The organism is Nocardioides dubius, assembly GCF_039528155.1.
GTDB classification, from domain to species: Bacteria; Actinomycetota; Actinomycetes; order Propionibacteriales; family Nocardioidaceae; genus Nocardioides; species Nocardioides dubius.
Genome location: NZ_BAAALG010000008.1, coordinates 88,546 through 113,891 on the forward strand (window position 1 = coordinate 88,546; position 25,346 = coordinate 113,891).

Consider the following 25,346-nt stretch of genomic DNA (forward strand, 5'->3'; position numbering starts at 1 on the left):
GGCCGCGGCCAAGGTGGCGCCCCAATAGGTCGGCGACTCCACCAGCAGCGTGCGCCCGGCGCCGACCACGCTGCGGAAGAGCGAGCCGAGGCCGATCTGGCTGCCCGGCAGGATCACCACATCGCGCGCGGTGGGTGCGGAGAGCTCGGCCGGCATCGCCGCGCCGAGCTCGCCGGCGAACCAGGACTGCAGCTCGGGCAGCCCGGCCGAGGGCGGGCGGCTGACGGCAGCGTCGCTGCGGGCGGCGCGGACCAGTGCGCTGTGCACCAATCGCTCGGGAAGCAACTCGCGGTCGGGGTAGCCCGAGTGCAGCGCGATCACGTCGTTGCCGGTGGTGCGCAGCGCCGCGGCCGGCGACGGCAGCGGGTGCGCCGGGGCGCGCAGTGCCGCCGTCTGCCAGCCGTAGTCGTGCGGGCGCACCGTGCGCAGCGAGCGGACGAAGGTGCCGACCCCGGGTCGCGACTCGACCAGGCCCTGGCTGGCCAGGGCGCGTAGCGCCTTCTGCACGGTCACCGGACTGACCGCGTGCTGGGCGGTCAGGGCGCGGGTGGACGGCAGCTGGGCGCCAGGCGGCGCGTCGGCGATCCACGCACGGAGTTCCGCGAGGATCCGATCACTGCTACCGTAGTTCATGACGATAAAGAGTAGCGCTACTCTCCCGCGACGCAAGCCGATACTCGCCGCCGCGCCGGGCATCTGGTGGGGCCTGCTCGGCGTGACCGCCTTCTCCTTCACCCTGCCGCTGACCCGGATCGTGGTCGAGAACGGCCGGATGAGCCCGCTCTTCGTCGGCGCCGGCCGCGCGGTGCTGGCCGCCGCCCTCGCGGCCGGTGCGCTGCTGCTCACCCGCCAGCGGCTCCCGCGCGGCAGGCAGTGGCTGAGCCTGGCGGTGGTGGCCTTCGGCGTGGTGCTGGGCTTCCCCCTGCTCACCTCGCTGGCGCTCAGCCGGACCTCGGCCAGCCATGGCGCGGTGGTGGTGGCGCTGCTGCCCGCCGCAACCGCGGTCGTCGCCGTGCTGCGCACCCGAGAGCGGCTGCGACCCTCGTTCTGGCTGGCGGCCGGTGCCGGCGCCGTCGCCGCGCTCGGCTTCGCGTCGCTGGCCGGCGGCGGGCTCGCGGCGCCCGGGTCGGCGGACCTGATGCTCTTCGCCGGTGTCATCGTCTGCGCCATCGCCTATGCCGAGGGCGGGCTGCTGGCGCGCAGCCTCGGCTCCTGGCAGACCATCTCCTGGGCCCTCGTGGTGGCCGCTCCGGTGATGGTCGTGCTGACCGTCGTCGCCGTCCTCGACCAGCCCCCCGGCACGGCCGGCCAGGACTGGCTCTGCTTCGCCTACCTCGGTGCGATCAGCATGTTCCTCGGCTTCTTCGCCTGGTACCGCGGGCTGGCGATCGGCCCGATGGCGCAGGTCAGCCAGGTGCAGCTCGCGCAGCCGGTGATGAGCATCTGCTGGGCCGCACTGCTGCTGCACGAGCCGATCGCGGCGACCACGGTCCTCGGCGGCCTCGCGGTGATCGGCTGTGCCGCGCTCGCGGTGCGCACCCGCGGACAGGCGGCCTCGCCCTCCCCGGCGGTGCACCCGCCGGCCACTAGGCTTGCTGACCATGTCGCTCACCCTCGCCCTGTTGGCACTGGTCATCTCGCTCGCGGCCTTGGGGATCAGTCTGCGCCAGTCACGGCGTCCGGCGAGCACCGCGCTGTCGGGTGAAGGCCTGCCCGGCGACGTCGAGGGGCTGCGCCGCGAGGTCGCCGCGCTGCGCGCCGAGGGGCACGACATGCTGCGCCACCTCGCGGTGGTCCGCTACGACGCGTTCGGCGACATGGGCGGGCACCTGAGCTGGTCGCTGGCGCTGCTCGACGACGCCGGCAACGGGGTCGTGCTGACCTCCATCCACGGACGCTCCGAGGCGCGCACCTACGCCAAGAACGTGCTGGGCTGGGTCAGCGAGACGCAGCTCTCGCCGGAGGAGACCGAGGCGATCGAGCACGCGCGCCCCTGACGGCGTGGCCCAGGTCATCGCCGAAGCCGGGACGCGCCGCCTCCGGGCGACGTAGGCTCACCGCCCATGTACGCCCTGTATGCCCGGCTCGTCCGCCCGTTGGCCATCCTGATCGGCGGCCAGTCCTGGCTGCCGCGGATCAACCGTCAGCTGGTCGGCGTGGACAAGCGGCTGCAGCGCCTGACCCGGGGCCGGGTCGGGCTGGTCACCATCGCCGGACTGCCTGGCCTGATGCTCACCGTGCGCGGCGCCAAGAGCGGTCTGCTGCGGACCACGCCCCTGCTCTGCGTGCCGCACGAGGGCGGGTGGCTGATCGCCGGCTCGAACTGGGGTCACCCCAAGCCGCCGGCCTGGGTCTCCAACCTGGCCGCCGCCAGCGAGGCGCAGGTGAACTTCGCCGGGCACGACCACCGGGTGATCCCGGCCGAGGCGCAGGGCGCCGACTACGACCGGCTCTGGGCCGTGATGAACCGGACCTGGCCCAACTACGGCAAGTACGCCCAGCGCACCGACCGCCGGATCCGGGTCTTCCAGCTCACGCCTGCCTGAGCGGCCTGAGTCGGCTCAGCGCGGGACCTTCACCAGCAGCCGGCCGTGCACGCACTCCATCACCAGCTCGCGACCGGGACCGATGGAGTCGCCGTCGAGCTGCCGCGGGGTGTCGCTGGCGGCCCGGACGACGACCTTGCGACCGGTCATCCGGTCCAGCGTCTCGTCGGTCTTGTTCCGCTTGGCCATCACCCGCCACACGATCGGCAGCCAGGACAGGAACCGCTTCGGGTGCAGGATCACCACGTCCAGGACGCCGTCGTCGATGCTGGCGTCCGGCAGCAGCGGCATCCCGGCCTGCAGGAAGCCGACGTTGCCGACCACTACGGTGCGCGCACGGTGCTTGGTGAAGGGCTGGTCGTCGACCGAGATCTCCACCCGGACGGCGGGGAACATCAGCGACTTCATCCCGCTCAGCACGTAGGCGAGCCAGCCGACCTTCTTCTTGATGTCCTCGTTGACGCCCTCCATGATCGCGGCGTCGAAGCCCATCCCGGCCATCACCATGAAGTGGGTGTCGTCGAAGCCGTCGCCGGAGACGTCGACCATGTCGATGGCGCGGTCCTGGCCGGTCAGCGCGACGTCGATCGCGGAGCGGATGTAGAGCGGGATGTCGAGGTTGCGGGCCAGCAGGTTGCCAGTTCCGGCGGGCACGATGCCGACCGGGATGCCGGTGCCGGCGAGCTCGGCGCAGACCTCGCGGACGGTGCCGTCGCCGCCGCAGACGATGACCAGGTCGGCCCCGGCCACCGAGGCGGCATGCGCCATCCCGGTGCCCGGGTCCTCGATGGTGGTCAGGTGCCAGACCGGCTCGTTCCAGCCGCCCTCGGCGGCCATCGCGCCGACGATCGCCTGGAACTGGCCGACGTCGTCGACCTTGATCGGGTTGAGCACCACGTGCAGGTCGCGGCTGGAGGCGGGCACCGAGGAGACCAGCGGGGCTGCCGCCGCCTCCACCTGCAGCTTGGGCTGCGGTGAGAAGACGACCAGGCCGACCAGCACGCAGACGATCGCGACCAGCGCACCGGCCACGACGTCGGAGATGAAGTGCCGGCCCAGGTGCACCCGGTCCGCGAAGACCAGCAGCACGAGCAGGACGAGCAGCACGGCGACCAGGTGCCGGGCGGAGGCGCGGCGCAGGAACATCTGGCTCAGCACCAGCAGCACGCCGGCGATCGCCACGATGTAGGTGGCGTGCCCCGAGGGGTAGGAGCCGTTCGTGTACTGCTCGGTGAGCAGGTGCCAGCTCGGCCGGTCGCGGTCGACGAGCCACTTCATCAGGTGGGTGATGCCCGAGGAGATCGCGACGACGCCGACCGTGTAGATCGCCGCTCGGCGCTGCCCCTTGACCAGCAGGATGAGGGCGATCAGCGCGGTCACGATCACCGCGGCGATGGTGTCGGTGGCGGTCTCGACGATCTTCAGCACGTCGACCAGGCCGTCGTGCTGACGGGTCCAGTCGGTGAGCTCGGTGGAGGTCTCGACGTCGAAGTCGATCAGCCGCTGCCACTCGCCGATCACCAGCACGGTGAGCAGGGCGAGCAGGCCGGTGAGGATCGAGGCCCAGGTCAACAATCGGGCGCGGGAGCGGTCGATCACGTCAGTCCATTCATCATCAAGCGATCACAGTTCAGCGGCGAGTGATCATCGAGCGGTCGTTCAGCAGTATGCCCCGCCGGGGCGCGCGGGCCTGCGTCGAGTCTGCCGATAGCCTAGGAGCCATGATCGACCCTCGCCTGCTTCGCGACGAACCCGACCGTGTCCGTGCTGCCCAGCGCAAGCGTGGACTCTCCGACGAAGTGGTCGATTCCGCGCTGGCCGCCGACGTCGCCCGCCGGGAGGCGATCGTCTCCTTCGAGGCCAAGCGTGCCGAGCAGAAGCAGCTGGGCAAGCTGGTCGCCAAGGCGCAGGGCGAGGAGAAGGCCGAGCTGCTGACCCGGACCAAGGCGCTGGCCGCCGAGGTGAAGGCCGCCGAGGCCGCGCAGAACGACGCCGAGGACGCCTGGAACGCGGCGCTGCGCAGCATCCCGAACCTCGCCTCCGACCACACCCCTGAGGGTGGCGAGGACGACTTCGTCGTGATCGAGACGGTCGGCACGCCCCGTGACTTCGCCGCCGAGGGCTTCGAGCCGCGTGACCACATCGAGCTCGGCAAGCTGCTCGGCGCGATCGACCTGGAGCGCGGCGCCAAGGTCAGCGGCAGCCGCTTCTACTTCCTGACCGGCGTCGGCGCCCAGCTGGAGCGCGCGCTGGTCAACATGGCGATGGACCAGGCCCGCGAGGCCGGCTTCACCGAGGTGATCGCGCCGTCGCTGGTGAAGCCGCGGGCGATGGAGGGCACCGGCTTCCTCGGCCAGGCCGCCGACGACGTGTACCGGATCGAGGGCGAGGACATGTACCTCGTCGGCACCTCCGAGGTGCCGATGGCGGCGTACCACAGCGACGAGATCCTGGACGCGAACACGTTCCCGCTGCGCTACGCCGCGTTCAGCCCGTGCTTCCGCAAGGAGGCGGGCTCGCACGGCAAGGACACCAAGGGCATCATCCGGGTGCACTGGTTCGACAAGGTGGAGATGTTCGTCTACACCACGCTCGAGGACGCCGAGGCCGAGCACCTGCGGCTGCTGAACTGGGAGAAGGAGTTCCTCGACAAGCTCGAGCTCGCCTACCAGGTGATCGACGTCGCCGCCGGCGACCTCGGCCTCTCCGCGCAGGCCAAGTACGACTGCGAGGCGTGGATCCCGACCCAGGGCAAGTACCGCGAGCTCACCTCGACCTCGAACTGCACCGACTTCCAGACCCGGCGCCTGAGCACCCGCGGCCGGTTCGCCACCGGCGCCGAGGACGGCGGCACCGAGGTGCGTCCGGTGGCCACCCTGAACGGGACGCTCTGCGCGATCACCCGCACCATCGTGGCGATCCTGGAGACCCACCAGCAGGCGGACGGATCGGTCCGGGTGCCGGTGGCGCTGCGGCCCTACCTCGGTGGCCGCGAGCTCCTGGAGCCGGTGGCGCGACCGTGACCGACTGGCGCCCGAAGCTGATCGCGCTCGACATCGACGGCACCCTGCTGCGCTGGGTCGAGGGCTCCGGAACGGTGCACGGCGAGGTTGACCCGGTGGTCCGCGCCGCCGTGCAGCGGGCCGCTGAGGCGGGTGCCCACATCGTGCTGTCCAGCGGTCGGTCGCTGCACGGGATGACGCCGATCGCCGAGCAGCTGGGCATCCCGCTGGCCGAGGAGCGCTCGTGGATCGTCGCCTCCAACGGTGCCGTGGTGCTGCGCTACCCGCCGGTCGAGGTCGTCTACGAGGCGACGTTCGACGCCAGCGAGGCGGTGCGCAACGTGCTCAAGCACCACCCCGGAGCGTTGATCGGCGTCGAGGAGCGGGGCCGCGGGTACCGGGTGAACCGGCCGTTCCCGCCCGGCGAGCTGAACGGCGAGATGATCATCACCGACGTCGAGGAGATCGTCGCGGAGCCGGTCAGCCGTGTGATCGTGCGCGACCCCGAGGCGAGCGTCGAGGACTTCCAGATCCTCGCCGAGAAGCTGGGTCTGCACGGAACCGACTACGTGATCGGCTGGACGGCGTGGATGGATCTGGCGCCGATGGGCATCTCCAAGGCCTCGGGGCTGGCGCTGGTCGCCGGCAAGCTCGGCATCGACGCCGCCGACGCGCTGGCGATCGGTGACGGGCGCAACGACCTGGAGATGTTCGCCTGGGCCGGGCGCAGCGTGGCGATGGGCCAGGCCGTGCCGGAGGTCACCGCGGCGGCCACCGCGATCACCCTGCCGGTCGACGAGCACGGGGCGGCGGTCGAGCTGGATCAGTGGTTCGGGTGAGCGAGCCGGAGGCGCTGATCACCACGGCCCGGCTCCGGCTGCCGTTGATCACCCCTGCGCAGGCGGCCGATCTGATCGGCGGTCGCCGGCACTCCAGCTTCGCCCCCGGCTTCCCGCGACGTGACGACCTCGACGCCTGCAGCCTGGTCAAGGAGGTCCAGCCCTGGGGGCCGCGGCTGATCGTGCGCGGCGTGGACGGGCTGGTCTGCGGAACCGCCGGCTTCTTCGGGCTCCCGGCCCCGCATGACGACGGCGTCCTCGAGGTCGAGGTCGGCTTCGGCCTGGTGCCGGACGCGCGTGGGCGCGGGGTGGCCACCGAGGCGCTCAGCGCGCTGGCGGCGGCGGCCGATGCGGCCGGCGTCCGGGTGCGGGCCAGTGTGGCTGCTGAGAACGCCGGCAGTCTGCGGGTGCTCGCCCAGTGTGGCTTCACCCAGCTCCGTGGTGCCAACGAGGACGGCCAGTTGGTGATGGTCCGGCCGGTGGCGCGATGAGCGCCCCCAAGCTGGTCGCCACCGACCTCGACGGCACTCTGCTCGACGCCGACGGGACGGTCAGCGACGGCACCCGTGCGGTGCTCCGCGAGCTCGACGCCCGCGGCGTGCCGGTGGTCTTCGTGACGGGTCGCCCGATCCGCTGGATGGAGTCGCTGTGGGGCGAGGTCGGCGGGCACGGTCTCGCGGTCTGCTCCAACGGGGGCATCGTCTACGACGTCGAGGCCCACCGGGTGCGCTCGGCGCTGACCGTCGAGCGCGACGTGGCGATGCAGGTCGCGCAGATGCTGCGCGAGGAGATCCCCGGCACCCACTTCGCCCTGGAGAAGACCGGCGGATTCGCGCGCGAGACCGGGTTCGCGACCCGGTTCCCCGAGGTGACGGGCATCCCGACCGGAACCTTCGAGGCGATCTACGACGACACGGTGGTCAAGGTGCTGGCCCTGCACTCCGAGCTGGGCCCTGAGGAGTACTGGCGCCGCGGTCAGGCACTGCTGGAGGGGCTGGTCGAGGTCACCTGGTCCTCCAGCTACCCGCTGCTGGAGATGTCGGCACCGGGCGTCACCAAGGCCAGCACGCTGGCCCAGCTGTGCGCCGAGCTCGGCGTCGAGGCGCGTGACGTGGTCGCGTTCGGCGACATGCCCAACGACGTGCCGATGCTGGAGTGGGCCGGTCACTCCTACGCGATGGCCGGCGGGCACGCGGTGGCCCGCGAGGCCGCCCAACGGGTCGCGCCGGCACACACCGAGGACGGCGTCGCCCAGGTGCTGCGGGAGCTGTTCGGGCTGTAGGGCCGGCGCCGGTCGGCAGGTTCGTGCACACCGGACGGCGTGGAACGTTGTGAGAGGGTTGCCCCTGGTCCCGCGCGGGGCCAGGTTGAGACAGGTCGAGGAGAACGCGACGTGGAGGTGAGGATGCGAAGGATCGCCGTAGGAGCCGCGGTGGCGCTGGTCGCCGCACCGTTCGCTGCCCTGGGTGCCGCGCCGGCCTTCGCCGCACCCGCTCCGGCCTGCTCCACGCCCGAGCTCACCCTCGCGCAGCAGACCGCCTTGAACTTCGTCTTCACCGGCGAGGTCACCGACGTCGCCCTCAGCTCCAAGGACGGCGCTCGGACCAAGGTCTACTCGGTCGCCGTCGAGTCGTGGTGGAGCGGCAACGTCCCGGCCTCGGTCAAGGTCGCCTCGCCCGCCCGGGTCGTCGACTGTGGGCTGAGCGGGATCCGCGAGGGCGAGCGCTACCTCTTCTTCGCCGACACCGAGCGCGCCGGACGGATCCAGGCGCTGAGCTACGAGGGCACGGCGCCGGCCCGGCCGTCGCTGCGCCGTGACGTCACCGCGCTGCTCGGGCAGCCCACTCCGGCTGCTGAGCCCGCCCCGGAGCCGGTGGAGCTGAACCCCACCAGCACCGTGCTGGAGCATGGCGACGCCCCGAAGCTGGCCGACGCCGTCACCCCGGCCGCGATCGGCGTGCTGCTCGGCGCGCTGCTGCTCGGCGTCGGCACCGTGCTCGGGCGCCGCGAGCGCTGAGCGTCTGCGCCCGCCGCCGCTAGAGGTACATGCCGCCGTTGTGCGGCGGCTCCTTGCCGTCCTCGGACGCCTGCGGTGCCTGGCCGGGAAGGCCAGGCCCGCCGGGCTGCTGCGGGTGCGCCTGCTGGCCGAGGGCCTGAGGCAGCGCGCGACGCATCTGCTCCAGCTGCGCACGGGATGCCATCTGCTGGGCGTAGATCGCCGTCTGGATGCCGTGGAACAGGCCTTCGAGCCAGCCCACCAGCTGCGCCTGGGCGATCCGCAGCTCGCTCTCGCTCGGCGTGGTCCCGTCGGCGAAGGGGAGCGAGAGCCGCTCCAGCTCCTCGACCAGCTCCGGGGCCAGGCCGGCCTCCAGCTCCTTGATCGAGGACTGGTGGATCTCCTTGAGGCGGTTGCGGCTCGCCTCGTCCAGCGGGGCGGCCTTCACCTCCTCGAGGAGCTGCTTGATCATGCTGCCGATCCGCATCACCTTGGCGGGCTGCTCCACCAGCTCGGTGATGTGCCGCTCGCTGTCCTCGTCGGACTCCGGGGCACCGGCGTCCTCGAGGGCGTCCGCGGGGATGGTTCCGATCGGCTGGCCGTCCGGGCCCACCACCACGACGTGCTGGTCGGTCTCGCGCTGCTCGCTCATGCCTCCACCATACTGAGCAGCACCTTGCCGACATGCGCGCTCTCATCCAGCAGGCGATGGGCCTGCCCGGCAGCGGTCAGCGGCAGCACGGCGTGCACGATCGGGCGGATCTCGCCGGAGGCGACCAACGGCCACACGTGCTCGGCCACCGAGGCGCAGATCGCGGCCTTCTCCTCCGCAGGGCGTGAGCGCAGCGAGGTGGCCAGGATCGCGCCGCGCTTGTTGAGCAGCTTGGCGATGTTGAGCTCGCCCTTGATCCCGCCCTGCATGCCGATGATCACCAGCCGGCCCTGGGTGGCCAATGCGGTGACGTTGCGGTCCAGGTACTTGCCGCCCATGTTGTCGAGGATGACGTCGGCGCCGCCGTCGGCGCTCAGCACCTCGACGAAGTCCTCCTCGCGGTAGTTGATGGTGACGTCCGCGCCGAGCTCGGCGCAGACTGCCAGCTTCTCGGCGGAGCCGGCGGTGGTGAAGACCTTCGCGGAGAGTGCGGTCGCGAGCTGGATCGCGAACGTGCCGATGCCGCCGGCACCACCGTGCACCAGGAACCGCTCCCCGGGCTGCAGGCCGGCGAGCATGAAGACGTTGGACCACACGGTGCAGGCCACCTCGGGCAGCGCTGCCGCCTCGACCAGGTCGACGCCGTCGGGGACGGGGAGCACCTGTCCGGCAGGGACCCGTACCTGCTCGGCATAGCCGCCGCCGGCCAGCAGTGCGCAGACCCGATCGCCGATCTGCCACCCGGTGACGCCCTCGCCGACGGCGGCGATGGTGCCGCTGCACTCCAGGCCGAGGACGTCGGACTCGCCGGGCGGCGGCGGGTAGAGGCCTTGGCGCTGCAGGGTGTCGGCCTTGTTCACGCCTGCGGCGACCACGTCGATCACCACTTCGCCGGGCCCGGGGGCCAGGCCGGGCAGGTCGACGACGGACAGGACCTCAGGGCCACCCGGCTCGGTGGCGATCACGGCACGCATGACAGTGAGACTAGTGTCCCGGGTCGGAAGTTGTTGGGCGGTTGGCGCGCCCGGGGCACGCACCTCGCGGCGTTGTCGAACACTCGACGGGCCTCCGGCCCGCCTTCGGTCCTCCGCCTTGCGATGCACGCACCCCGAGCACGCCACCATTCCAGAACTTCCGACCCGCGCCACCAGCCACGCCGTCCGCCGGGATCAGAGGTCGTCGGCGCTCTCGGTGCTGTGGTCGACGGCGCTGTCGTCGGGGATCGGGTCGTCGACGTCGTCGGGATCCGGCGCGCCCGCTGGTCGCTCCCAGTTGACGGCGAGCGTGGTGGCGCGGGCCGCCAGCTGCTCGAGCTGCTCCACGCTCGCGCCCGAGGCACCTGCCGCGTACCCCAGCAGGAAGGTGGAGATCGGGGCGGCCGGGCGGACCACGTTGTGCGCGGCGTCGCGCGCCAGATCGAGGATCAGCGCCTCATCGACCTCGATCTCGATGTCCAGGACATCGCACAGCTCATCGATCCAGTCGTGCAGGTTCATGGAACTCACATTCGTACGCGGTGTGGGTTGCTGACAAGGGGTCACGGCGCTTCGAAGCGCTCGCGAGCCGAGGCGAGGTCCTGCCAGCTGTCGATGTCGGCGTACTCCTGGTCGAGTCCGGGCACCTCGACCAGGTCGAGCGGGGCGAGCAACCGGTGCAGCGGCAGGCCGTGCCGCTCGTCGTAGGCGGGGATCACCGAGCGCAGGCGCTGGGTGTCGAGCACCATCGCCAGCTGCCGGCGTCCGGACAGGTCGGTGAGGGCGGCGCCGTCACGGCCCTGGGCGCCGGCGCGGAGCCGGTCGAAGGTGCGCATGGTCACGAACGGCATGTCGACGGCGAGCACCGCCAGGCTCGCCGGCGGGCGGCTGAACGCCTCCAGTCCGGCGATCAGCCCGGCCGCCGGGCCGCCGCCGACCGGGTCCTCGCGGGTGAAGGTGACCGGCCGCTCGGTGGGCACCCAGTCGCCCAGCACGACGACCTCGCCGGCGTCGATGACCGCGTCGAGGGCCCAGGTGAGCAGGGTGCGTCCGGCCAGCTCGATGGAGGCCTTGTCAGCGCCGCCGAGGCGGGCGGCGGTTCCGCCGGCCAGGATCACGGCCCCGAGCGCGAGAGGAGGCGAAGTCATGGCGGCATCCTTGCAGGTGGCACCCTGGGGGCATGAGCGGAACTGGTGAGCAGGTGCAGATCGCGCTGGTACAGCAGGGCTCGGCACTGGACCCCGAGCTCAACCGCGTCGCCGTCGCCGAGCTTGCCGGGCACCGCCCGGTGGCCGAGGCCGACCTGGTGGTGCTGCCCGAGGCGTTCGCCCGGGACTTCGGCTCCCCACGCGACGACCTGGCCCGGTACGCGGAGCCGGTCGGCGGGCCCTTCACCGAGGCGGTCAGCGGCCTGGCGGGTGAGCAGCGCACCGTGGTGGCGGGCATGTTCGAGCGCTCCGAGGATCCGGCCCGTCCGTTCAACACGTTGCTGGTGCGGGGCGCGGCGAAGGCCGAGTACCGCAAGATCCATCTCTACGACTCCTTCGGCTACCGGGAGTCGGACCGGCTGACGGCCGGCCCGCTCGAGCCGGTGACCTTCGCCCTCGGCGGCTTCACCGTCGGCCTGCTGACCTGCTACGACCTCCGCTTCCCGGAGCTCGCCCGGGCGCTGGTGGAGCGCGGCGCCGACCTGCTGGTGATCCCGGCGGCCTGGGTGGCGGGGCGCGACGAGGCCGAGCACAAGCTGAAGATCCACCACTGGGAGACGCTGGTGCGCGCCCGCGCCATCGAGAACGTCTGCTACGTCGCAGCCGTCGGACAGCCGGGGCCGCGCTACACCGGCCACTCGATGGTGGTCGATCCGCGCGGCGAGGTGATGGTGCGCGCTGGTGCGGGGGAGCAGGTGATCTCGGCGCTGCTGGACCCCGACGCCGTGGCTACCGCGCGCGCGGCCAACCCCTCACTCGCCAACCGCCGGGCCTTCCCCGGATAATCTGCCTCTGTGTCCAGCCGATCTGCCAGTGGGAAGCGCGCGGCCGAGCGACCGCCGTCACGTCTGGCCAAGAACCGGGTGGGGACCAGCCACCATCGTGCGCTCTCGCTGTGGGGCGTGGTCGCGGCCCTGGTGATCGTGGGCTTCGCCGCCGAGCTGTTGAGCATCGCCGAGCTCGGGCCGCGGTGGCTCGACCAGGCCGGAGCGGTGGCGATCACCGCCGGCTTCACCACCGCGCTGGCCGCGCGCACCGGAGGGCGCCCGGTCGTGGCCGGTGTGCTGGCCGGGCTCTACGGTGCGGTCGCGGTGGTCTGGGGCAACGAGACGGTGCTGGCCGGTGCCGCGATCGGCAGTGCCGTGGTCACCTCGGTGCTCGCGGTGATGCTGACCGTGCCCGCGGCCAGGTTCCGCTACGCCGCCCGGGAGATGCTGATCAGCCTGGCGGTCGCGGGCGTCGGTGCGTTCGCCGTCGTCGGGATGCGCCCCCAGGTCTCGTTGGACGCCTTCGACTTCGTCACCCTCGGCCTGGCGTTCGCGCTGGCCCTGGGCCTGGTCTACCGGCTGGGTGCCGGCTTCCATGGCGCCGGACGGCGCGGCGTGGTGATGCTGCTGGTCGGCACCGTGCTGGTGATCCTGGCGATCACCTATGCCGAGGTGTTCCGCCGCTACGGCTCGCCGGGGCTGCTGGAGCCGGTCTTCGACGCGGTCAGCTGGTGGCGTGCCGAGTTCGGCGCGGTGCCGCGGCCGACGGTGGTCTTCGTCGGCGTCCCCGGCCTGGTGTGGGGCTGCCACATGCGGGCCCGGCGCCGTCAGGGCTGGTGGGTGGCGATCTTCGGCGTCGCGGCCAGTGCCAACGTGGCCACCGTGCTGCTGAACCCGGCCACCGGCTGGCTGGAGGCGCTGCTGATCGTCGTCTACTCGGTGCTCCCCGGACTCGCGCTGGGCTACGCCGTGGTGCGGCTCGACCAGCGGTTGACCGGACCGCGCGGTGCGCGGGCACGTCGCGCCGAGGAGGCGCTGGCCGTGCGACCGGAGCCGCGCCGGTTCAGCCCGCTGCTCTAGGAGTGTGACTCAGTCACCGGCTCGCGTACCTGCGGGTAACGCGCGACGGAGAGTAGGTTCGACCCCATGCGGGAGCAAGCAACAGACATTGTCGCCGAGATGGTGGCCAACGTGATGTCGGTGACTGTCCAGGTCGGCGACAAGGTGGCGGTCGGTGACCAGGTGATCCTGCTGGAGTCCATGAAGATGGAGATTCCGGTGCTCGCCGAGGTCGGCGGCACGGTGCGGCAGATCCGGGTGACGGCGGGAGACGTGGTCCAGGAGGGCGACGTCCTGGTCACCGTCGCCTGACCCTGCTTGCCCGTCTGCGGTGCCGCATCGATCGCGGCGATGGTTCCAGATCCGTGGCAGACGGGCGGGAATCGGACCAAGGTGTTTTCGCCTCTTGGTTTCCGAGTGGGAACGTTCGTTACGTTTCGGCGCGCGTGTGCGTAACTGTCGGCAAGGCGGCCCGAATGGCCGGTGTTGAGCGGGAGTACGTGTGCAACGTGATCCAGGCTGGACGCCACCCGGCCAAGCGAACCCGTTCCCCGACGCCGGGCAGGTCTCCCTGGGGCAGTGACTGGGCGGGAGGTAGGTACCTGGTTTCTCCCGGCGACCTCGCAAGGTGGATCGCCGATCTGGCACGGCACGGACCGAGCCCGGGTGAACTAGCCCTCGACTCGCGGGCGAGTGAAGGGACGGCCGCACGAAGCAAGGCGATTCATCACCGCGCTGATGAAGCCTTCGGCTACCTTGTCGACCACGACGTCGAGCCAGTCCAATCCAAAAGGTTGGTCTGATCGAGGTAGGCTGAAGGTGACTGCGATCACCCGTCTCCATCGTGAGTTCGGCAAGGCAGCAAGTGGTTAGGCGGTGACCCCATGGTCACTGGAACACGCAGAAGTCGACTCGAGCTGAATCTGAGCCGTGATCCAAGCCAGATCGATGGGGCGTGGTGGCCAGAGAGCCGCCACCTTGGTGATCAGTTGGCCACGCTCTTCGCGCTGTGGCCGCCCAAGGCAGGGCGGATCGCCCGCGTCCTGTACTCGCCGCCGGACTGGGATGATCGCCCGCACGCAGTGCTCGTGGGAAGTCGAGTCGTGAAGACAGGTTGCTTCCCGCGCGACGACACCCAGTGCCTCGTGCTCACGATGTCCAATGGAGATGAGCTCACGTTGCGGATCATCGCGCCAGCGTCGTCGCAGGCGGAGGCGATTCGGGTTCTCGACGAGATCGCGGCCGACACTCCTGACCCGGTGGCGTTGCGGGTGGTGCTGGATGGCCTCGGGCTACGCGATTGGCACGACGAAGGAGACCTTCGTGCTTGGGACAACGAGGGAGGTCATCCCTAGTTGTCGCGCGCGAGTTGCTCGACGGTGAGCGCATCCCCGCTGAGCTCGTTCTGCTCGGCGAGGCAGCACAGTGTGCGGTCTGGGCCGTACTCAAGGCCCGCCTTCGACACTCGTTTCTGCACGCTCGCCACTGGAACATCCTCCCCGGGCCGCGTTGATACGCCGTTGATACGGCGGAAGAGAACACGGCCTCCGACCAGTGTCTAGTGCAGGTCAGAGGCGAGGTACGTGGCAGAGGGGGCGGGATTCGAACCCGCGGTAGGTCTCCCTACGACCGCTTTCAAGGCGGTTCCGATAGGCCACTCCGGCACCCCTCCACGCGCCGGCGAGCCGACGCAGGGGTGAGTCTAGTGGCACCCGTGCGGTCTCCTACTCCGAGCCGCCGAGCTCGATCTCGACCTCGTCGTAGACCAGGTCGTGGATGCGCTGGCGGTGGTGGGTGACGTCGGCCAGCAGCCGGCGCAGGTCGTGGCGCACGTCGTCGGGGTCCGGGGTCTCCAGGACGAACGGCGAGAGCGTCGCCATCCGGTGCAGCAGGGAGTTGCGCTCGCGCAGCACGTGACCCTCGCGCGCCATCAGCCATCCGTTGGTGGCGAAGCCGGACTCGTGGGCGAGGTCGTCGCGGACGGCGGCGAGACGTTGGCGCACCGTCCAGCGCCAGTTGCCCAGCGCGGTCCCGCTCTGGCGTGGCGCATCGAGCAGTTGGGCGAGCTCGGCCATCGAATGTGCGAGCCGGTCCTCCATGGCAACCTCCCCTCATCGGGGCTTCGAGTGTGGCGTAGGTCACGTGCCGGCGCAAGGGTCGGTTTGGGGGTGCCGCGGGCCGCGGGAGAGAATTCACCCCATGTTCTCTGAGTACCGCCTCGCCCCGTCCCTCGCAGCCCGGTTGCTGGGCCTGATCATCGTCGGGTTCGCGCTGGTGGTGCTGGTCGCGACGGCGATCGTGATGCTCTTCGCGACCTCGATCCTGGTGCTCACTGCGGCGATCGTGGTGACCATCGTCGGCCTCTTCTCGATCGGCTGGTACCTCACGCAGCGCGCCTGGGTGGTGCGGCTCGGTCCGGACGGCTACCAGGTCCGCTTCGTGCGCGGTGCCGGCGCGAAGCAGGCGCGCTGGGGCGACGTCGAGGAGGTCGTCACCGACACCGTGGCCGGTGCGCCGTGCCTGATCCTGCGCCTCCGCAACGGCGAGGCGACCGTGATCCCGGTCGAGGTCCTGGCCGTCGATCGCGAGCAGTTCGTGCGGGAGATCAGCACCTACCTGCCGCGCTGACCTCGCGCGATGGTCCAAGACCGGGGGTCGATTCTGCGGGATCGCCACCGGGCCGCTAGAGTGACTCGCGCATCTGGAGGCGTCGCCTAGTCTGGTCTATGGCGCCCGCCTGCTAAGCGGGTTTGGGGCTAAAACCCCATCGAGGGTTCAAATCCCTCCGCCTCCGCCAGTTGTGGACGACGCCCGGCCCTGCCTGCAGGGTCGGGCGCCGTCGCATAGTCAAGACCCGACATCTGCAGATTCGTGCAATGCACATTTGTGCAGTCCGGATTTATGGTGCGTTTGCACGGGAATGCAGCACACTGGATTTCGGGACCCGTTCCATCCGTGCGGACCACTTGGGGGAGAAGCCATGAAGCAGATCAAGAAGACCATCGCCGTCATCGCCGTCGCCGCAGGTCTTGCGATCGGCAGCAATGTCGCGGTTCCCACACAGACCACTGCAGACACCGGTTGGGGCCAGTTCGTCGGTGGCGACGACTCCGACACCTCGACCCCCGTCGTGGCTCCCAAGCCGCGCGGCAAGAAGTACGCCAGCTGACGTGTCGCCGTCGGGGCGGCTGGACAACTGAAGACCTGAGACGGGGACCAACTCAACCCCCCACATGTTCGGTCCCAGAGCCATCCCCCGGCCCGTCTCAGATGCGAGGGCAGCGACATCGTCGTTGCCCTCGCGGTCTGTCCTGAGCGGTAGCGCTCAGGCGCCCGGGTCCTCGTTGGCCATCTCCTGGCCGAGCAGGTAGCCCAGCTGGAAGCGGGTCTCCGCGTCGTACTCGCGCTTCAGGTCGGCCACGTAGGCGGCGTACGTGCGGGGGCTGACGCCGAGCCGCTTCGCGCAGGTGGCGTCGGAGTGCCCCTCGATGAGCAGTCGGATCGTCATCGCGCGCTGCTCCTCGGCGATGCTCTGGATCACCGAGGTGTCGCGGCTGGTGAAGGGACGTCCGCGCTCCCAGGACCGCTCGAACATGTCGACCAGGTAGGCGATCAGCCCGCGGTCGCGGATCGCCAGCGCCAAGGAGAGGTTGTCGCCGTGCGGGATCAGGGCCACCTCGCGGTCCACCACGATCAGCCGGTTGAAGAACTCGTCGAGGGTGCGCACCTCGCCGCCGGACGCCGTCACCTGTGCCACGTAGGCGCGGGTGGCCCGGTTGCGACGCGCAGCGTGCTGGTAGATGGTCCGCATCGAGACGCCGCGCTTGATCGCCGCCACGTCGCGCTCGGCGGCGACCTTCTGGGCGGCGTTGCTGTGGCCGGTCTGCGGCTGGGCGGTGAGCAGCTCGGTCTGCGCGTTCGGGACGACCGAGGCGAGGAAGTGGTCGATCTCGTCGCCGTGCAGCTCGGTGATCTGACCGCTCTGGGTGGACGGCGAGCGGCGGTAGGTCTGGCCGAGGCCGGCATAGATCTGGGACCACGCGCTGGACTCCGCGATCAGCTGGGCGCCCTGGCTGCTGAGCGGGGCGATCACCTGCGCCTGGACGGTGTTGGGGTCGACCGCGTGGTACCGCTCGCCCTCCTGACGCAGCAGGCCGGCGTCGAGCAGGATCTGGACGGCGTCCTTGGCCTTGCGCAGGAGCGGGTCGTTGGTGGCGACGCCGCCGCGCTGCGCGATCTCCTCGAAGAGCGGCGCGGCGAGGGTCTCGAACCGCTCGCGTCGCTGGCCAAGCTCGTGATCAGCCACCTCAACCCTCCGTCTGTCCCACCTGGGGACATTGTGCCCTGCCGCTCGGCGGCGCACCCGATTTCGCTGCCGGGCCCCCGATCGGCTATTGTTCTCAAGTCCGCGGACGAGCGCCTGTAGCTCAACGGATAGAGCATCTGACTACGGATCAGAAGGTTTGGGGTTCGAATCCCTACAGGCGCACAGAACCAAGAAGCCCTCGCCACTGGCGGGGGCTTCTTGCGTTTCAGGAGTGCGCGGTGGGGTAGGAGTGCTTGCGATCTGCACTGAATCGGAAGGAACCCCATGAACATCAAGCGTCTCTCGACCGTCGCCGCCACCGGCGCCCTGACCCTCGGCCTGGCGCTCGGCGCCCCGGGCACGGCCAACGCCGCGGTGAAGGCCAAGGACGTCCCGAGCAAGGCCGACATCGTCAAGATCTTCCCGGCGGTCAAGGCGGGCGAGTTCGCCACGGACAAGAGCAAGAAGGTCACCACGCCCACCACCAAGTGCGGCACGATCAAGACCGTGAAGGTGAAGTCCTCCTTCAGCACCGCGGGCAGCACGGGAACGGTGACCGTGAGCGCCGGCGTCGCGGAGTTCGGCTCCGTCGCCGCTGCGAAGAAGTTCTTCAAGCAGTACAAGGCTGTCGTGAAGAAGTGCAAGACCTACACGGTCTCCGGCGTCAAGGTCACGGTGAAGTCGGCGAAGGCCCCGAAGGTCGGCCAGGAGCGCCTCGCGCTGACCCAGGTCACCTCCTACTCGGGCATCAACAGCCACGGCAGCACCGTGGTGATCCGTCAGGGCAAGCGGATCGGCGTCGCCGCCGCGTTCGACAGCACCAAGGTCTCCAGCGCCAAGATGACCAAGCTCGCCAAGGTCACCGCCAAGAAGATGAAGTGACGCCTCTCGCGTGACTCTCTCGCGCCGTCGTCCGTGTCCTCGGGGGCATCGGACGGCGGCGTCGCTGTTCCGCCGGGCCTGGGGATCGGCGCTCGGCGGTACTCTGCGCACGATGATCGGCGGCGAGGCGAGCGGAGGTGAGGGCGGTGCCGGAGGGGCGGCTGGATGAGTCCAGCGTGCTGGCGAAGGTGATGAAGGTGCTGCACGCCTTCACCCACGAGGACCACGGCGTCGGATTCGCGGAGCTGCAACGGCGCACCGGGCTGGCCAAGGCCACCTTGCACCGGCTGCTCGGGGACATGGTGATCGCGCGGCTGCTGGATCGCGACGACGCCGGCAGCTACCGGCTCGGGGTCAACCTCTTCGAGCTCGGCATGCGCGCTTCGGTGGAGCGCACCCTGCTGGAGGTGGCCACGCCGTTCCTGGAGGACCTCTACGAGCGCACCCACGAGACGGTGCACCTGGCGGTGCGCGAGGGCACCGAGGTGGTCTACGTCGCCAAGGTGACCGGACACCGCCGGGTGGACGCGCCGTCGCGGGTGGGTGGGCGGCAGCCGCTGCACTCCACCGCGCTCGGCAAGTCGCTGCTCGCCTACGCGCCGGAGGCGGTGCGCCGGGAGGTGCTCGGCGAGCCGCTGGCCCGGCTCGCGCCACGCACCATCGTCGCTCCCGGTCGGCTGGCCGCGCAACTGGCCGAGGTGCGCTCGAGCGGCGTCGCCTTCGAGTTCGAGGAGTCGCGGGTCGGCGTGGTCTGCGTGGGCGCGCCGATCCTCCTCGACGGCGACCGCGCGGTCGGCGCGATCAGCGTGACCGGCCCGATCACCCGCTTCGAGCCGCAGCGGCACGCCGCGGCGATCAAGGTGGCCGCCTCGGGCATCGCAGCGCTGCTCGCCCGTGGAGACGCCCTCAATGTGACCTGAGCGTCGCCAAATCCGCCGAAAGGCGGCGCTGAGGTCACATTGAGGGGTTCTAGTCACCGGAACTCGGAGGTGGCTGTGCGCCCGGATCCGGGTGAGGGTAGGGCAATGAACTGCCCGCCCGTCCCACTCCAGGAGGAAGCAGCATGAGCGCTGCACCACGGACCAAGGTCGCCATCATCGGCTCCGGCAACATCGGCACCGACCTGATGATCAAGGTCATGCGCACCAGCCAGCACCTCGAGATGGGTGCGATGGTCGGCATCGACCCCGAGTCCGACGGCCTCGCCCGGGCGGCCCGCTTCGGCTTCGCGACGACCCACGAGGGCGTCGACGGCCTGATGGCGCTGCCGAACTTCGACGAGATCGAGATCGTCTTCGACGCCACCTCGGCCAAGGCGCACGTGGCCAACGCCGCCAAGCTGCAGCCGCTGGGCAAGCGGATGATCGACCTCACCCCGGCCTCGATCGGCCCCTACGTCGTCCCCGCCGTCAACCTCGACGAGCACCTCGACGCCCCGAACGTGAACATGGTGACCTGTGGTGGCCAGGCGACGATCCCGATCGTCGCGGCCGTCTCCCGCGTCGTCCCGGTGGCCTACGCCGAGATCGTCGCCTCGATCGCCTCCAAGTCGGCCGGCCCGGGCACCCGCGCCAACATCGACGAGTTCACCGAGACCACCTCGGCCGCGATCGTCTCCGTCGGTGGCGCTGCTCGCGGCAAGGCCGTGATCATCCTGAACCCGGCCGAGCCGCCGCTGATCATGCGCGACACGGTGTTCTGCCTGGTCAACGCCGAGGGCGAGGACGTGCAGGAGCAGATCCGCGCCAGCGTCGAGAAGATGGTCGCCGACGTCGCGGCCTACGTGCCCGGCTACCGGCTCAAGCAGAAGGTGCAGATCACCCCGATCCCGGCCGACCAGCCGGTCGAGACGCTGCTCGCCGAAGGTGCCACCGAGCGTCCCACGCACCAGGTGTCGGTCTTCCTCGAGGTCGAGGGCGCCGCGCACTACCTCCCGGCCTACGCCGGAAACCTCGACATCATGACGTCGGCCGGCCTGCAGGTCGCCGAGCGCATCGCTGCTGGAAAGGCGGCCCAGGCATGAGCAAGACCCCCATCTTCGTCCAGGACGTGACCCTGCGCGACGGCATGCACGCCGTGCGCCACCGGATCACCCCCGAGGACGTGCGCCGCATCGTCAAGGCGCTCGACGACGCCGGCGTGGACGCCATCGAGGTCGCGCACGGCGACGGCCTGGCCGGCTCGTCGGTCAACTACGGCCCCGGCTCGAACACCGACTGGGAGTGGATCGAGGCTGCCGCCGACGTCCTCGAGCGGGCCCGCCTGACCACCCTGCTGCTGCCGGGCGTGGGCACCATCCACGACCTCAAGAAGGCCTACGACCTGGGCGTTCGCTCGGTGCGGATCGCCACCCACTGCACCGAGGCCGACGTCTCCGCGCAGCACATCGACGCCGCCCGCGAGCTGGGCATGGACGTCTCCGGCTTCCTGATGCTCTCGCACATGGCGCCGGCCGAGGAGCTGGCCAAGCAGGCCAAGCTGATGGAGTCCTACGGTGCGCACTGCGTCTATGTCACCGACTCGGGCGGCCGGCTCACCATGACCGACGTCGCGGAGCGGGTCAAGGCCTACCGCGGCGTGCTGAACGCGGAGACCGAGATCGGCATCCACGCGCACGAGAACCTCTCGCTCTCGGTGGCCAACTCGGTCGTCGCCGTCGAGAACGGCGTCTACCGGGTCGACGCGTCGCTGGCCGGCCACGGCGCCGGTGCCGGCAACTGCCCGCTGGAGGCCTTCATCGCGGTGGCCGACCTGGTCGACTTCGAACACCGCTGCGACCTGTTCGCCCTGCAGGACGCGGCCGACGACATCGTGCGTCCGCTCCAGGACCGCCCGGTGCGCGTGGACCGCGAGACCCTGACGCTGGGCTACGCCGGCGTCTACTCCTCGTTCCTGCGTCACGCCGAGCGCGCCGCCGAGCAGTACGGCGTCGACGTCCGCGACGTGCTGATGGAGTGCGGTCGCCGCCGTCTGGTCGGTGGCCAGGAGGACATGATCATCGACATCGCGCTCAACCTGGTCGAGGCCCGGGAGGGCCAGGCCAGCTGAGGCTGAGTCGTCATCGCGGACGGCGGGTGGAGCACTCCACCCGCCGTCCGCGGCATTTCGGGTGGTGTTCGCCCGGCGGGCGCCGACCGCCGTGGCTCTCGGATTCTTGGACTTCGTCCGATTCGGGACGCTGAAGGCGGTAGGTTGTGGTCTGTTCCCGTGCGGATCTCGGGCGTCGGCTGACTGCTCCGCGCGACCCCTGCGCAGAGGATCCCCCGTGAGAACGAAGACGAGTCGTGTCCTGACCGCGGCGACGCTTGGCCTTGGAACCGCCCTCGGTTCTGTGCTCGTCGCACTGACCGCACCGGCCCCGGCGCAGGCGGCCGTCGTGCGGCCGTTCGCCTTGAACTACAACGAGGCCGTCTACGGCGACTTCATCCTGGCCGGCAACGGCAACCAGGCCTGCCCGTCGCTGACCAGTCCGGTCGACCCCTTCGGCGAGCCGATCGCCACCTGCGCGCAGACCCAGGCAGGCACCTACGCCGCAGCGACCGGCATCAACGACTCGTACTACATGCGATGGGCCGATGTCGACGCCAGCGCGGCGACCTACAACTCGAGTCAGGCCACGATCACCATCCCGGACGGCGCCAGGGTCGCCTTCGCCCGGTTGAGCTGGAGTGGCGACACCGGCACGATCCGCCTCGCCGACGGGACCATCTCCACCTCGCCCGGCTGCAACACCCGCCAGTTCCTGGCCGGGGCCGGCACGGCCGTGCTGCCGTCGGGCACGCCGGAGAGCACCTCGACCCGGCTCACCGTCGGTGCCGGTGCGACCACCACGGTCGCGCCGCAGGTCATCTCCCGCGATGCCCTGGCCAACGTTCCCAACAGTCAGCCGCAGTTCTATGCCGCCCAAGCAACGGTGACCAACCAGTTCGCGAGTGCGCCGACCGGTGAGCCGCTGACGATCACCCTCGGCAATGTCTGGAGTCCGCAGGGCTTCGGCTGCTACAGCGGCTGGTCGCTCGCCGTCGTCTACTCCTACGCCGGCCCCACCGCCCAGGCGCCCCAGAAGAAGCGGGTCGTCCTCTATGACGGGCATGTCCGGCAGTCCTCGGTGGACCCGACGACGACGGTGAGCGTCACCGGCTTCCGGGCCGCGGCCGGCGGCTCGCGGGTGGGCGTGACCGGCTACGAGGGCGACGCCAACATCTCGGGCGACCAGTTCCTGATCAACGGCACCAGCGTTGCGGAGCCCGCCACCGCTGCGACCACGAACTTCTTCGACGGCCGGGCAGACCACGGGACGAGCCCTGCGGTGCCCCGCAACCTGAGCGTCGATGCGAAGAGCATGGCTGCGCCGATCGCGCCCGGTGCCACCTCGGCCACCCTCGCCGTGACCACCGCGGGCGACACCTTCCTGGCGACCGGGCTGGTGCTCTCGGTACCTGTCGCCTCCCTGACCCTGACCACCGTGCCGAGCCCCGCCGGGCCCTACCGGGAGGGCGACCCGATCGACTACACGATCACGGTCGGCTCCCCCGACGTCGCGGTCAGTGGGGTCGTGGTGGACAGCCCCATCGCCGCCTGCGACCGGACCCTGGGCAGCATCGCCGCCGGCGCCGACGCCTCCTACACCTGCACCGCCGATGCTCCCGCCGATGACGCCGACGTGGTCAACACCGCGAGCGCGCAGAGCTCGTTCGGAGAGACCCTGACCGCCAGCAGCGCCACCGAGATCGATGTGGTGCACCCGGCGGTCGAGATCACCAAGAGCGTCGACAAGAGCAGCTATCAGGCCGGCGAGACGATCACCTTCACGATCGTCGTCGAGAACGCGGGGGATGTTCCGTTGACCGACATCCAGGTCACCGACGCGATCACCCCGGCGTGCAACGCCGTCACCGCCTCGCTGGCGATCGGTGCCTCGTACAACTACACCTGTTCGGCCACTGCGCCCGTCCTCGGGAACTCGAACACCGCTTCGGTGACCGCCACCTCGTCGGTCGGCACCGTCGATGACAGCTCGACCGTCGCCGTGCCGACGGTCGGCAGCATCGGTGGCCGGGTCTTCGCGGACCGCAACGGCAACGGCCAGCTCGACACCGGTGACACCGGGATCAGCGGCGTCACCCTGACGCTCGTCGGAGCGGCTGCTCCGACCCGGGTCACCACCTCGGGACCGAATGGCGGGTACACGTTCGACAACGTCGCAGCCGGTACCTACACCCTCACCGAGTCCCAGCCGGCGGCCTACGACGACGGCATCGACACTCCCGGCAGCAACGCCGTCTTCGACGGCAACGACAGCATGGTGGTCACCCTGACCGACGGTCAGAGCAGCGCCGGCAACCTCTTCGCGGAGCGGCCCACCTCGAGTCTGGCCGGAGTTGTCTTCATCGACCGGGACCGCGACGGCGCCCAGCAGCCGAGCGAGCCCGGACTCCGCAGTGTGACCATGCTGTTGAACGGTCAGGACACGGACGGCAACGCCGTGACGCTGAGCACCGTCTCGGATCCCGCCACCGGAGAGTACGACTTCGCCAACCTGCGCGCAGGCACGTACGAGATCGCCCAGATGCAGCCGACCGGCTACGGAGACGGCTCGACGGCTGCGGGCACCGCAGGCGGCAGCGCCACCACCAACGCCATCTCCGCCATCAACCTGGCGGCGCGGACGGCGGGCACCGGCTACCTCTTCGGTGAGACCGTCGGTTCGCTCGCCGGCACGGTCTATGCGGACGACGACCGCAACGGAGCCCGTGACCCCGGCGAGTCCGGGATCGGGGGCGTCACCGTGACGCTGACCGGGACCGACCCGAGCGGATCGATCACCCCGATCCAGGCGACGACAGGGTCCAACGGCAGCTACCGGTTCGACGACCTGTTGGCCGGCAGCTACACGATCACCGAGACGCCGCCGTCCGGCTATCGCGAGGGCGCCCCGACACTCGGCACAGCCGGCGGCACCGTGGCGTCGTCCACCGTCATCTCCGGGATCGACCTGGATCCGGCCGAGCGGGCCACCGACTACCTGTTCGGCCTGGAGCGCGGGACGCTGGCCGGATCGGTCTGGGCCGACGGCGACGGCGACGGCGTCCGGGACGCCGGCGAGAACGGGGTCGAGGACGTCACCGTGAACCTGTACGCGGCGACGCCCTCGGCTCCTGCGACGTCGGTCTCCGACGCCGGCACCCCGGTCGCGACCATGCTGACCGACGCTGACGGCGACTACTCCTTCGGTGACCTCGCCCCCGGCTCCTATCAGGTCGGGGTGGAGCTCGCCGCCGGTCAGGCGCTCACCGTCCCCGGGCGCGGCGACGCGCAGTCCGGCTCGGACGTCGACTGGATCAGCGCGCTGAGCGGCGAGCTCGTGCTCACCTTCGCCAGCGACGCGACCGCGCACCTGCGCGACATCGATGCCGGCCTCATTGCGCGCGCCGACGACCTCGCCGTCGACCTCCAGCTGCAGCAGGGCGCCGCGAAGGCTGCCGGCTCGGCCCGGTTGAAGGCCGGGTCCGGCGTCAAGGTGGGCGACACCGTGGGACTGACCGCGACCGTGACCAACCGCGGCGCCTCGCCAGCGGTGGGCGTGCGGCTCACGGTGACGCTGCCGTCGGGTCTGCGTCCGGACACCGCGGAGGGTGACGACTGGACCTGCACGACCACGGGCCAGAGTGCCGAATGCCTCAGCGCCGAGCCGGTTCTGCCCGGTGCTGCGCTGCCGACGGTGACCCTCAAGGGCACGGCGGTCTCGGCGGGCACCGGCTCGATCTCTGCCGTGGTCGCGTTCACCGATGGCTCCACCGACGTCTCCCAGGGCAACAACGTCGACGGCGCGGCGCTCACCATCGCAGCCGCCCCGGTGGCGCCGACCGACCCGGACGACGAGACCGACCCGAGCGACCCGAGCGATCCCGGCGACGAGACGGACGAGACGGACGATCCGTCGCCGTCGGGCTCCGACGCACTCCCGGACGCCGGCGCCCCGGCGACGCTGCGCCCGGCGATCGGCGCGGGCCTGCTCCTGCTCGCCGCCGGTCTGCTGGTGATGCGCCGACGTCGCCTCGCTGCCGCGCGCTGAGTCGCTGCCGCGCGCTGAGCCGCGGGACGTCATGCGCTTC

At 70.7% G+C, this 25,346-nt stretch carries 28 protein-coding genes and 3 tRNA genes; 21 read left to right on the forward strand and 10 right to left on the reverse strand.

Going from position 1 to position 25,346, the window contains the following annotated elements; genetic code table 11:
* Positions 1–633, reverse strand: a 633-nt coding sequence (locus tag ABD151_RS10315) for a GntR family transcriptional regulator (protein WP_343993974.1), incomplete at its 3' end; no start/stop codon positions are given.
* Between ABD151_RS10315 and ABD151_RS10320 the strand changes: the two genes are divergently transcribed.
* The 3 genes from ABD151_RS10320 to ABD151_RS10330 all read left to right on the forward strand — a co-directional run bounded on the left by ABD151_RS10320 (position 632) and on the right by ABD151_RS10330 (position 2,546).
* Complete coding sequence (locus tag ABD151_RS10320) at positions 632–1,705, forward strand: DMT family transporter (protein WP_343993975.1); 1,074 nt, start codon at positions 632–634, stop codon at positions 1,703–1,705. The two genes, ABD151_RS10315 and ABD151_RS10320, sit on opposite strands and share 2 nt — an antisense overlap.
* Positions 1,602–1,997, forward strand: a complete 396-nt coding sequence (locus ABD151_RS10325; RefSeq protein ID WP_343993976.1) for a DUF4446 family protein — start codon at positions 1,602–1,604, stop codon at positions 1,995–1,997. The genes ABD151_RS10320 and ABD151_RS10325 overlap by 104 nt, the downstream gene beginning before the upstream one ends.
* A 66-nt stretch (positions 1,998–2,063) precedes the next feature.
* A complete protein-coding gene (locus ABD151_RS10330; protein ID WP_343993977.1) occupies positions 2,064–2,546 on the forward strand; it encodes a nitroreductase family deazaflavin-dependent oxidoreductase in 483 nt (160 codons plus the stop codon).
* 15 nt (positions 2,547–2,561) lie between these two features.
* On the opposite strand, the gene ABD151_RS10335 is transcribed toward ABD151_RS10330, so the two are convergent.
* Positions 2,562–4,145 (reverse strand): bifunctional phosphatase PAP2/diacylglycerol kinase family protein, encoded by a 1,584-nt coding sequence (locus ABD151_RS10335; protein ID WP_343993978.1) that lies wholly within the window; start codon positions 4,143–4,145, stop codon positions 2,562–2,564.
* 122 nt (positions 4,146–4,267) lie between these two features.
* Between ABD151_RS10335 and serS the strand changes: the two genes are divergently transcribed.
* The 5 genes from serS (at position 4,268) to ABD151_RS10360 (ending at position 8,404) form a co-directional block, all read left to right on the forward strand.
* Positions 4,268–5,569 (forward strand): serine--tRNA ligase, encoded by a 1,302-nt coding sequence (gene serS / locus ABD151_RS10340; RefSeq protein WP_343993980.1) that lies wholly within the window; start codon positions 4,268–4,270, stop codon positions 5,567–5,569.
* Positions 5,566–6,387: an HAD family hydrolase gene (locus ABD151_RS10345; RefSeq protein WP_343993982.1), complete on the forward strand. Its 822-nt coding sequence runs from the start codon at positions 5,566–5,568 to the stop codon at positions 6,385–6,387. The genes serS and ABD151_RS10345 overlap by 4 nt, the downstream gene beginning before the upstream one ends.
* Positions 6,384–6,878 (forward strand): GNAT family N-acetyltransferase, encoded by a 495-nt coding sequence (locus ABD151_RS10350; RefSeq protein WP_343993984.1) that lies wholly within the window; start codon positions 6,384–6,386, stop codon positions 6,876–6,878. Before ABD151_RS10345 ends, ABD151_RS10350 begins: the two co-directional genes overlap by 4 nt.
* A complete protein-coding gene (locus tag ABD151_RS10355) occupies positions 6,875–7,669 on the forward strand; it encodes an HAD family hydrolase (RefSeq protein WP_343993986.1) in 795 nt (264 codons plus the stop codon). Before ABD151_RS10350 ends, ABD151_RS10355 begins: the two co-directional genes overlap by 4 nt.
* 123 nt (positions 7,670–7,792) lie before the next feature.
* Entirely contained in the window at positions 7,793–8,404 is a 612-nt protein-coding gene (locus tag ABD151_RS10360; RefSeq protein ID WP_343993988.1) for a hypothetical protein, read from the forward strand.
* 19 nt (positions 8,405–8,423) lie between these two features.
* On the opposite strand, the gene ABD151_RS10365 is transcribed toward ABD151_RS10360, so the two are convergent.
* From ABD151_RS10365 to mobA, 4 genes are all read right to left on the reverse strand, one after another.
* Positions 8,424–9,035 carry a bacterial proteasome activator family protein gene (locus ABD151_RS10365; protein ID WP_343993990.1) on the reverse strand — a complete coding sequence of 204 codons (612 nt, stop codon included), beginning with the start codon at positions 9,033–9,035 and terminating at the stop codon, positions 8,424–8,426.
* On the reverse strand, positions 9,032–10,009 hold the full coding sequence (locus ABD151_RS10370; RefSeq protein WP_343993992.1) for an NAD(P)H-quinone oxidoreductase: 978 nt from the start codon (positions 10,007–10,009) through the stop codon (positions 9,032–9,034). The genes ABD151_RS10365 and ABD151_RS10370 overlap by 4 nt, the downstream gene beginning before the upstream one ends.
* A 195-nt stretch (positions 10,010–10,204) precedes the next feature.
* On the reverse strand, positions 10,205–10,531 hold the full coding sequence (locus tag ABD151_RS10375; RefSeq protein WP_343993994.1) for a DUF6457 domain-containing protein: 327 nt from the start codon (positions 10,529–10,531) through the stop codon (positions 10,205–10,207).
* Between the two features lie 41 nt (positions 10,532–10,572).
* Positions 10,573–11,157 carry a molybdenum cofactor guanylyltransferase gene (gene mobA / locus ABD151_RS10380; RefSeq protein WP_343993996.1) on the reverse strand — a complete coding sequence of 195 codons (585 nt, stop codon included), beginning with the start codon at positions 11,155–11,157 and terminating at the stop codon, positions 10,573–10,575.
* A gap of 32 nt (positions 11,158–11,189) precedes the next feature.
* Between mobA and ABD151_RS10385 the strand changes: the two genes are divergently transcribed.
* The 4 genes from ABD151_RS10385 to ABD151_RS10400 all read left to right on the forward strand — a co-directional run bounded on the left by ABD151_RS10385 (position 11,190) and on the right by ABD151_RS10400 (position 14,398).
* Positions 11,190–12,002, forward strand: a complete 813-nt coding sequence (locus ABD151_RS10385) for a carbon-nitrogen hydrolase family protein (RefSeq protein ID WP_343993998.1) — start codon at positions 11,190–11,192, stop codon at positions 12,000–12,002.
* A gap of 9 nt (positions 12,003–12,011) precedes the next feature.
* Positions 12,012–13,064: a class-II aminoacyl-tRNA synthetase family protein gene (locus tag ABD151_RS10390; protein ID WP_343994000.1), complete on the forward strand. Its 1,053-nt coding sequence runs from the start codon at positions 12,012–12,014 to the stop codon at positions 13,062–13,064.
* A 66-nt stretch (positions 13,065–13,130) separates the two neighbouring features.
* Positions 13,131–13,355 (forward strand): biotin/lipoyl-binding carrier protein, encoded by a 225-nt coding sequence (locus tag ABD151_RS10395; protein WP_343994002.1) that lies wholly within the window; start codon positions 13,131–13,133, stop codon positions 13,353–13,355.
* Positions 13,356–13,927: 572 nt separating this feature from the next.
* Entirely contained in the window at positions 13,928–14,398 is a 471-nt protein-coding gene (locus ABD151_RS10400) for a DUF5994 family protein (protein WP_343994004.1), read from the forward strand.
* On the opposite strand, the gene ABD151_RS10405 is transcribed toward ABD151_RS10400, so the two are convergent.
* The 3 genes from ABD151_RS10405 to ABD151_RS10415 form a co-directional block, all read right to left on the reverse strand.
* On the reverse strand, positions 14,395–14,529 hold the full coding sequence (locus tag ABD151_RS10405) for a hypothetical protein (RefSeq protein WP_343994006.1): 135 nt from the start codon (positions 14,527–14,529) through the stop codon (positions 14,395–14,397). The genes ABD151_RS10400 and ABD151_RS10405 overlap by 4 nt on opposite strands.
* A 98-nt stretch (positions 14,530–14,627) precedes the next feature.
* Positions 14,628–14,715 (reverse strand) — tRNA-Ser (locus ABD151_RS10410).
* Positions 14,716–14,767: 52 nt separating this feature from the next.
* The gene (locus ABD151_RS10415; protein WP_343994008.1) at positions 14,768–15,142 is read right to left on the reverse strand and encodes a hypothetical protein; all 375 of its coding nucleotides are present in this window, start codon (positions 15,140–15,142) and stop codon (positions 14,768–14,770) included.
* A gap of 100 nt (positions 15,143–15,242) precedes the next feature.
* Between ABD151_RS10415 and ABD151_RS10420 the strand changes: the two genes are divergently transcribed.
* From ABD151_RS10420 to ABD151_RS10430, 3 genes are all read left to right on the forward strand, one after another.
* The gene (locus tag ABD151_RS10420) at positions 15,243–15,671 is read left to right on the forward strand and encodes a hypothetical protein (protein WP_343994010.1); all 429 of its coding nucleotides are present in this window, start codon (positions 15,243–15,245) and stop codon (positions 15,669–15,671) included.
* Positions 15,672–15,746: 75 nt separating this feature from the next.
* A tRNA-Ser gene (locus ABD151_RS10425) sits at positions 15,747–15,840 on the forward strand.
* Between the two features lie 183 nt (positions 15,841–16,023).
* Positions 16,024–16,212, forward strand: coding sequence for a hypothetical protein (locus tag ABD151_RS10430; protein WP_343994012.1), 189 nt, complete (start codon positions 16,024–16,026; stop codon positions 16,210–16,212).
* Positions 16,213–16,368: 156 nt separating this feature from the next.
* On the opposite strand, the gene ABD151_RS10435 is transcribed toward ABD151_RS10430, so the two are convergent.
* The gene (locus ABD151_RS10435) at positions 16,369–17,349 is read right to left on the reverse strand and encodes a LuxR family transcriptional regulator (RefSeq protein ID WP_343994014.1); all 981 of its coding nucleotides are present in this window, start codon (positions 17,347–17,349) and stop codon (positions 16,369–16,371) included.
* A 110-nt stretch (positions 17,350–17,459) separates the two neighbouring features.
* Here ABD151_RS10435 and ABD151_RS10440 point away from each other — a divergent pair.
* From ABD151_RS10440 to ABD151_RS10465, 6 genes are all read left to right on the forward strand, one after another.
* A tRNA-Arg gene (locus tag ABD151_RS10440) sits at positions 17,460–17,532 on the forward strand.
* Positions 17,533–17,634: 102 nt separating this feature from the next.
* Positions 17,635–18,231, forward strand: coding sequence for a hypothetical protein (locus tag ABD151_RS10445; protein ID WP_343994016.1), 597 nt, complete (start codon positions 17,635–17,637; stop codon positions 18,229–18,231).
* A 137-nt stretch (positions 18,232–18,368) separates the two neighbouring features.
* Positions 18,369–19,151, forward strand: a complete 783-nt coding sequence (locus ABD151_RS10450; protein ID WP_343994018.1) for an IclR family transcriptional regulator — start codon at positions 18,369–18,371, stop codon at positions 19,149–19,151.
* 143 nt (positions 19,152–19,294) lie between these two features.
* The gene (locus ABD151_RS10455) at positions 19,295–20,254 is read left to right on the forward strand and encodes an acetaldehyde dehydrogenase (acetylating) (RefSeq protein WP_343994020.1); all 960 of its coding nucleotides are present in this window, start codon (positions 19,295–19,297) and stop codon (positions 20,252–20,254) included.
* The gene (dmpG, locus tag ABD151_RS10460) at positions 20,251–21,279 is read left to right on the forward strand and encodes a 4-hydroxy-2-oxovalerate aldolase (RefSeq protein WP_343994022.1); all 1,029 of its coding nucleotides are present in this window, start codon (positions 20,251–20,253) and stop codon (positions 21,277–21,279) included. Before ABD151_RS10455 ends, dmpG begins: the two co-directional genes overlap by 4 nt.
* A 283-nt stretch (positions 21,280–21,562) precedes the next feature.
* Positions 21,563–25,306, forward strand: a complete 3,744-nt coding sequence (locus ABD151_RS10465) for an SdrD B-like domain-containing protein (protein WP_343994024.1) — start codon at positions 21,563–21,565, stop codon at positions 25,304–25,306.
* Positions 25,307–25,346: the final 40 nt, after the last annotated feature.

Excerpts from the sequence above, each read along its gene's own strand:
- ABD151_RS10320 (WP_343993975.1), top strand. The coding sequence starts at position 632 with ATGACGATAAAGAGTAGCGCTACTCTCCCGCGACGCAAGCCGATACTC.
- ABD151_RS10325 (WP_343993976.1), top strand. The coding sequence starts at position 1,602 with ATGTCGCTCACCCTCGCCCTGTTGGCACTGGTCATCTCGCTCGCGGCC.
- ABD151_RS10330 (WP_343993977.1), top strand. The coding sequence starts at position 2,064 with ATGTACGCCCTGTATGCCCGGCTCGTCCGCCCGTTGGCCATCCTGATC.
- serS (WP_343993980.1), top strand. The coding sequence starts at position 4,268 with ATGATCGACCCTCGCCTGCTTCGCGACGAACCCGACCGTGTCCGTGCT.
- ABD151_RS10355 (WP_343993986.1), top strand. The coding sequence starts at position 6,875 with ATGAGCGCCCCCAAGCTGGTCGCCACCGACCTCGACGGCACTCTGCTC.
- ABD151_RS10360 (WP_343993988.1), top strand. The coding sequence starts at position 7,793 with ATGCGAAGGATCGCCGTAGGAGCCGCGGTGGCGCTGGTCGCCGCACCG.
- ABD151_RS10365 (WP_343993990.1), bottom strand. The coding sequence starts at position 9,035 with ATGAGCGAGCAGCGCGAGACCGACCAGCACGTCGTGGTGGTGGGCCCG.
- ABD151_RS10370 (WP_343993992.1), bottom strand. The coding sequence starts at position 10,009 with ATGCGTGCCGTGATCGCCACCGAGCCGGGTGGCCCTGAGGTCCTGTCC.
- ABD151_RS10375 (WP_343993994.1), bottom strand. The coding sequence starts at position 10,531 with ATGAACCTGCACGACTGGATCGATGAGCTGTGCGATGTCCTGGACATC.
- mobA (WP_343993996.1), bottom strand. The coding sequence starts at position 11,157 with ATGACTTCGCCTCCTCTCGCGCTCGGGGCCGTGATCCTGGCCGGCGGA.
- ABD151_RS10385 (WP_343993998.1), top strand. The coding sequence starts at position 11,190 with ATGAGCGGAACTGGTGAGCAGGTGCAGATCGCGCTGGTACAGCAGGGC.
- ABD151_RS10395 (WP_343994002.1), top strand. The coding sequence starts at position 13,131 with ATGCGGGAGCAAGCAACAGACATTGTCGCCGAGATGGTGGCCAACGTG.
- ABD151_RS10400 (WP_343994004.1), top strand. The coding sequence starts at position 13,928 with ATGGTCACTGGAACACGCAGAAGTCGACTCGAGCTGAATCTGAGCCGT.
- ABD151_RS10415 (WP_343994008.1), bottom strand. The coding sequence starts at position 15,142 with ATGGAGGACCGGCTCGCACATTCGATGGCCGAGCTCGCCCAACTGCTC.
- ABD151_RS10420 (WP_343994010.1), top strand. The coding sequence starts at position 15,243 with ATGTTCTCTGAGTACCGCCTCGCCCCGTCCCTCGCAGCCCGGTTGCTG.
- ABD151_RS10430 (WP_343994012.1), top strand. The coding sequence starts at position 16,024 with ATGAAGCAGATCAAGAAGACCATCGCCGTCATCGCCGTCGCCGCAGGT.
- ABD151_RS10445 (WP_343994016.1), top strand. The coding sequence starts at position 17,635 with ATGAACATCAAGCGTCTCTCGACCGTCGCCGCCACCGGCGCCCTGACC.
- ABD151_RS10455 (WP_343994020.1), top strand. The coding sequence starts at position 19,295 with ATGAGCGCTGCACCACGGACCAAGGTCGCCATCATCGGCTCCGGCAAC.
- dmpG (WP_343994022.1), top strand. The coding sequence starts at position 20,251 with ATGAGCAAGACCCCCATCTTCGTCCAGGACGTGACCCTGCGCGACGGC.